General features: G+C 52.9%; 6 protein-coding genes and 1 pseudogene. 6 read left to right on the top strand and 1 reads right to left on the bottom strand.

All coding sequences use genetic code 11. The features are described from left to right. Window positions 1-97 precede the first annotated feature (97 nt). Genes WBV27_RS07315 through WBV27_RS07290 form a run of 6 tightly spaced genes read left to right on the top strand, consistent with a single transcriptional unit; the run spans window position 98 to window position 5173 of the window. Window positions 98-508: a DUF5655 domain-containing protein gene (locus tag WBV27_RS07315; protein WP_424200753.1), complete on the top strand. Its 411-nt coding sequence runs from the start codon at window positions 98-100 to the stop codon at window positions 506-508. A 35-nt stretch (window positions 509-543) separates the two neighbouring features. Further along, entirely contained in the window at window positions 544-1929 is a 1386-nt protein-coding gene (locus tag WBV27_RS07310) for a uridine kinase family protein (RefSeq protein WP_424200751.1), read from the top strand. Between the two features lie 19 nt (window positions 1930-1948). Continuing rightward, the gene (locus WBV27_RS07305; RefSeq protein WP_424200749.1) at window positions 1949-2911 is read left to right on the top strand and encodes a hypothetical protein; all 963 of its coding nucleotides are present in this window, start codon (window positions 1949-1951) and stop codon (window positions 2909-2911) included. A 5-nt stretch (window positions 2912-2916) separates the two neighbouring features. Beyond that, the gene (locus WBV27_RS07300; RefSeq protein WP_424200747.1) at window positions 2917-3582 is read left to right on the top strand and encodes a hypothetical protein; all 666 of its coding nucleotides are present in this window, start codon (window positions 2917-2919) and stop codon (window positions 3580-3582) included. A 4-nt stretch (window positions 3583-3586) separates the two neighbouring features. Continuing rightward, on the top strand, window positions 3587-4564 hold the full coding sequence (locus WBV27_RS07295) for a hypothetical protein (protein WP_424200745.1): 978 nt from the start codon (window positions 3587-3589) through the stop codon (window positions 4562-4564). A 12-nt stretch (window positions 4565-4576) separates the two neighbouring features. Continuing rightward, window positions 4577-5173 carry a YdeI/OmpD-associated family protein gene (locus tag WBV27_RS07290; RefSeq protein ID WP_424200743.1) on the top strand — a complete coding sequence of 199 codons (597 nt, stop codon included), beginning with the start codon at window positions 4577-4579 and terminating at the stop codon, window positions 5171-5173. Between the two features lie 18 nt (window positions 5174-5191). Here WBV27_RS07290 and WBV27_RS07285 read toward each other — a convergent pair. After that, window positions 5192-5558, bottom strand: a pseudogene (locus tag WBV27_RS07285) (LLM class flavin-dependent oxidoreductase); the annotation flags it as partial.

Below are 5558 nucleotides of genomic sequence, written 5' to 3'. Positions count from 1 at the left end.
CCTGAGGAAGTGCCTGAAAGCGAATTGTTGACGAAAATCGTATTCTTGGTGGAGTGAGAATACGCCAATCCCTATTTCAAAAAATGAGGCGATACTTATGACAGATGTAATGATCAACAAAGAAGTGGAAGCATTTTTTGCCGGGAAACCGGAAACCAAAGCTTTGTTCATGGCTGTGGAAAGGAAAATCCGGGCAATCGGACCCGCCATTATCACGGTGACAAAGACCCAGATTTCCTTCGCCACGCGGACGCAATTCGCCTGGGTCTGGATGCCGCTACCGACCGACAGAAAGCGGCCGCTGCACAGCTTGGTACTGAGCTTCGGCTGCGGGCGCCAGATTGTGCATGATCAGATTGTCGAAGCCATCGAACCATACCCAGGCCGATGGACGCACCATGTCATTATAGCGGAGGAAGCGGATCTGACGGGTGTCCTCGATGTTTGGCTGCTGGAAGCATATCGGTTCTCGGAAACGCGCGGACGCCAGCCTGCTTCAAAGATATAAGCAACCGCAAAACGAGAGTAAGGGGGGAGAACATTATGAGTGAGACACATCTGCACAGAGGTCGCCAGACTGTCAAATTAGGTTTGATCAAGGTAGTGCATGATCTTTTTCCGGAAGAGACGCTGAAGACATCCTATTCCATTTTGGAAGGGGTCTTCTGCAATCTGTACGGATCAATCTTGTCGACAAGGGAAGTGAAGCAGATCGAATTGAAACTGCGGGAATGGGTCGAAAAGGACAGCGCTATCGAGCTCCTGGATAAAGAGGGCGGCTATTACCATTATCAGGTGGGGGACATCATCGTGAAGGCTGTCTATCCGGCTTTCACGGAGCCCCACCTTGTCGAACCGTTCACGATCCTGCCGTTTTCCTACGGGTTCATCGTGGATTTCGGGGATATCGACAAGGGCAGCAATCGACCGCTGATTCCGCCTGTGCAGTTATCCCAAGCATTCGAAAAGAACCAGATCTGGATGGACAATATCAATATCGAGCTCGTCAATGACGTCAATGACTTTATCCGATCCGGGCGCACGATGAAATTGGTCAGCATCGCCGAAGCTCTGCACGAAAAGGAAATTTCCATCATCGCGGATGCCATCCTGCAGCACCGGCGCGCCTTGCGCCTGTTGCTCGTGTCGGGACCTTCCTCGTCAGGCAAGACATCCTTTGCCCAACGGCTGTCGACGCAGCTGGAAGTGAACGGGCTGAAGCCGATCGCACTGTCGTTGGATCATTATTTCGTTGATAGGGAGCACACGCCCCGGGATGCCGACGGGAAGTACGACTTCGACAGCATGGAAGCGTTGGATCTGCCATTGCTGAAGCAACAAATCGCGCAGCTTATCGCTGGTGAGCGCGTATCCGTTCCTCAATTCGATTTTATCACCGGCAAGCGGCTGGCCGAATACAAACCGATGCAGATCGGTCCGTCGGAGATCCTCATCATTGAGGGCATCCATGCGTTGAATCCGGAACTTGTCACCAGCATCAACCGCAACCTCATCTACAAAATCTACATCAGTGCACTAGGCGGCCTAAACATTGATCTTATGAGTCGGGTTCCGACTTCGGAAATCCGTCTGCTCAGGCGTTTGGTGAGGGATGACAAATACCGGGGAGTCACGCCGGAAAATACGATCCACCAATGGGACAGCGTGCGCCGCGGTGAGTACCAGAACATCTTCAAGTTCCAGGAAGAGGCCGATGTGATGTTCAATTCCAGCATGATTTACGAAATGAACGCCCTGCGTCCCTTCGCGGAAGAGGCGTTGGATAGAATTCCGGCGGACAGCCCTTATTACGATACGCGCGAACGGCTCCTGAATCTGCTGAGTTTCTTCGAACCGCTGGACGTCTCCAAAGTGCCGTTCAATTCCATTTTGAGGGAATTCATCGGCGGCAGCATTTATTACGATTGAGCCGAAAAAGGAAGGGCAGATGGAAATGAAGAGGGAGGAAATCATCGCGTGGCTTCTGGAAGGCGATCCAGCCATCCAATATCAGACAAGACGCGATCTGTTGCATGAAGACCCGGCTGCGTTGGCTGACCTGAGGAACAGGATAGCAAAGGAAGGATGGGGCTGCGCTTTTCTGGAACGGCAACAGCCTGAGGGGCACTGGGGACGTTGGTTTTATCAGCCGAAATGGACAAGCAGCCATTACACCTTGCTGGATCTGCGGAACCTCTGCATCCCGGCGACCCGGGAAATAAAAAAGGCGCTGGATCTCATCCTTGCTACCGTCATCGCCACTGATGGCGGCGTCAATCCGGCAAAAGGCATCGAGCAGAGCGATGTCTGCGTCAATGGCATGTTCCTGAACTATGCCTGCTATTTCGGGACGGAAGAAGACAAGCTCAGGACGGTGGTGGATTTCGTCATCAGCCAACAGCTGGACGATGGCGGCTTCAATTGCCGGCTGAACCGTTCCGGTGCCCGGCACAGTTCGGTGCATTCCACGCTCAGTGTGCTTGAAGGTATTCGGGAGTACGCTGCAGCCGGCTATGTTTATCGTTTGGATGAATTGAAGCGGATCGAAAGCGAAGCACAGGAATTCCTTTTGCGGCACCGTTTGTACAAATCCGACCACACCGGCGCAACCATCCATCCTAGTTTTTTGAAATTGGTCTATCCGCCTCGTTGGCGCTACGACATTCTGCGCGCGCTCGATTACTTCCAAAGTGTCCGTTACCCATACGATGAAAGGTTGCAGGATGCATTGGACGTTCTGAAGGAAAAGCGGCTGCCGGACGGACGCTGGAAAACGCAGGCCCATCATCCGGGCGAAGTGCATTTCATGATGGAAGAGGCCGGAAAACCGAGCCGATGGAATACACTCAGATGTCTGCGGGTATTGGATTTCTATCATCAGGCTGAAACAGCAAATGGAATTCGGGGATGATTTGGATGGAGCAAAAAGAAAAGGACAAGCTGCTCGAAAAGATTCAAGGCAAGCCTGGTCTGGAGGCATTCGTCAGGGAGGTGCTGCAGCAACCGGAATACATACCCGTGCTGTTTGCGATCATCAGGAACGATCCGGGTAGCGCAAAATTCTATTGCGAGAAGGTCATCCGCATCGTGAGCGAGCGGAAGCCAGAATGCGTCTATCCGTATTTCGAGGAAGTGGTGGCGCTGATTGAGAGCCCGAACAGCTTCAGCAAATGGGGAGCGATCATCACGCTGTCGAATCTGGCGGCTGTGGATACAGAAAACAAATTTGCCTCCGTCTATGAAAAGTATTTCGATTTGATAGATGCGGATGCAATGGTGACGGCGGCGAACGTCGTCGGAAATGCCTGGAAAACCATCCTGAGCAAGCCGGAATACGAACAGGATATTACAGGGCGGCTGATGCGTATTCCTGAAAACACCTATCTGCACAAAGGGGAACCGTCCCCGGAATGCAGGAACATCCTTTGCGGGCACGCGATCGATTGTTTCGACAAATACTTCGAGGTGGCCCATGACAAAAATGGAATCTTGGCCTTTGCGTCTGCTCAAATGCACAATCCCCGGAAGCAAGTAGCCAAAAAGGCTGTAGCTTTCCTGAAAAAGCATACGGAAGGAGCGTGATCATTTGGATAACCTTGATTATTTGGCACAGTCTTCAGAGCCTTGGGTTGTTTACAGGAGCATGCTGGACCTGCTGGGGATGCACGAAGATGACGAAAGCGTCATCGCGGTGAAGAAACAGATGCTGGGCCATCCGCTCGTGCAGGGGCTGATCAAGGAGCTGCAGGAATGGCCGGGCTTGGTTCTGAGCAGCCACAAGAGTGCCGGGCAGTTGTACCACAAGCTGGCGTTCCTTGCAGACCTAGGCTTGACGGATGCAGATGACGGCATTCCGCAAATCATAAACAGCGTTATGGCGCATCACTCCGAAGAAGGTCTCTTTCAGCTGCCGATGAACATAGCCCCCTCACATGGCGGAAGCGGAGAGGTGCAGTGGGCTTGGGCTCTTTGCGATGCCCCTTTGTTGCTTTATTCCGTCAAGAAGATGCGGAAAGCCGAGGAGCCCGAGATTATGAAAGCAGTGGCGCATCTGTTGGCTTTGCGGAGGGAAAACGGATGGCCTTGTGCAGTCTCCAAAGAACTCGGTAAATTCCGCGGCCCGGGAAGAAAGGATGATCCTTGTCCCTATGCCAACCTATTGATGCTGAAGCTGCTGGCTCTGTTTCCGGAATACGGGGATGGAGAGGATGCGCGCATCGGAGTGGAAACGCTGCTTGAGCTGTGGGAGCATAGCGAAGAGCGACATCCCTATATGTTTTTCATGGGGACCGATTTCAGGAAATTGAAGGCGCCCTTCATCTGGTATGACATTATGCATGTTGCGGAGGTGTTGTCGCAATATCAATTTGCGAGGTCGGATGAGCGTCTCCTGCAGATGGTGGCCTTCATCGATGCTAAAGCCGATCAGGAAGGGCTGTTCACGCCGGAATCGGAGTGGATGGCATGGAAAGGGTGGGATTTCGGTCAGAAGAAGCAGCCGTCTGTATGGCTGACTTTCTTGGTGTACCGGATCAACAAAAGGATGCAACAGGCCAAAGTGTAGGGAGGGTTGTCGATGTCTGAACCGAAAATGCCCGAAACCTGGCTCAGCTGCCGAAATCCGCAGGAATGGCATGACTGGCTAGCGCATAACCATGATCAAAAGGATCAAATCTGGCTGGAAATCAAAAAAGCCCACACTAAAGGCGAGGGCATCCTGCTCGCGGAAGCGGTCGAAGAGGCGCTTTGTTTCGGTTGGATCGACGGCAAGATGTACAGTCTAGATAAGGAAAGTTTCATCATTCGCGTCACGCCTCGCAGATCCGGAAGCGTGTGGTCGTTGGTCAACCGCAAGCGTGCTGAGGCTTTGATTGAGGCTGGCAGGATGACTGAAGCCGGTTTGGCGGCGATCCAGGCGGCGAAGGCCAGCGGGAAATGGCAAGCTGCCTATTCCTCGAAGGAAGTACCGGATCTGCCCGAGGAATTGGAGCAGGCATTCAGGGATGATCCGGCTGCACGCGAACATTTCGAAGCTTGGCCGACCGGCGAAAAGGCCCACTATCTTTTCTGGATCGCCCAAGCTAAACGTGCGGATACCCGCCAAAAAAGGATCGCCGAAACATTGGAATGGGCAAAAGCCAAAAAAAGCCATCCCCGTGAAGCGGATGACTGAGCTTGATGCGCATGTCATTTAAAGCAATTCCTGCGCCAATAAGGAATAGGTTTTGAGCCGCGCCTGTTGGGAATGCGGCATGCTGATGATCATCGCTTCGTCGAAACCGTATTGTTCCTGCAGATTCAGCAATGTTTCGGCTGCCTCTGTTGCGGTCCCGAGAATATGCGTCTTGCGGATGTCGTTGATGAGCTGCTTCTCGATTTCCGTCAGCGGGTAAGCGGCGGCTTGTTCGGGGGTCATCAGATGGTTGCGCATCATCCCGCGGTAGAGCTGCATCTTAAAAATCGCATACGGCAACTCTTCGAAGAGCGCTTCGTCGCGCGTGTCCGCCACGATAGCATGGAAAGCGACACTGATCTGTTTTTCAGGCATGGCCGCGGAC

The sequence above is a fragment of the Trichococcus sp. genome, from assembly GCF_049589555.1.
GTDB lineage: Bacteria > Bacillota > Bacilli > Lactobacillales > Aerococcaceae > Trichococcus.
This window is presented reverse-complemented; position numbering and strand designations above follow the sequence as displayed.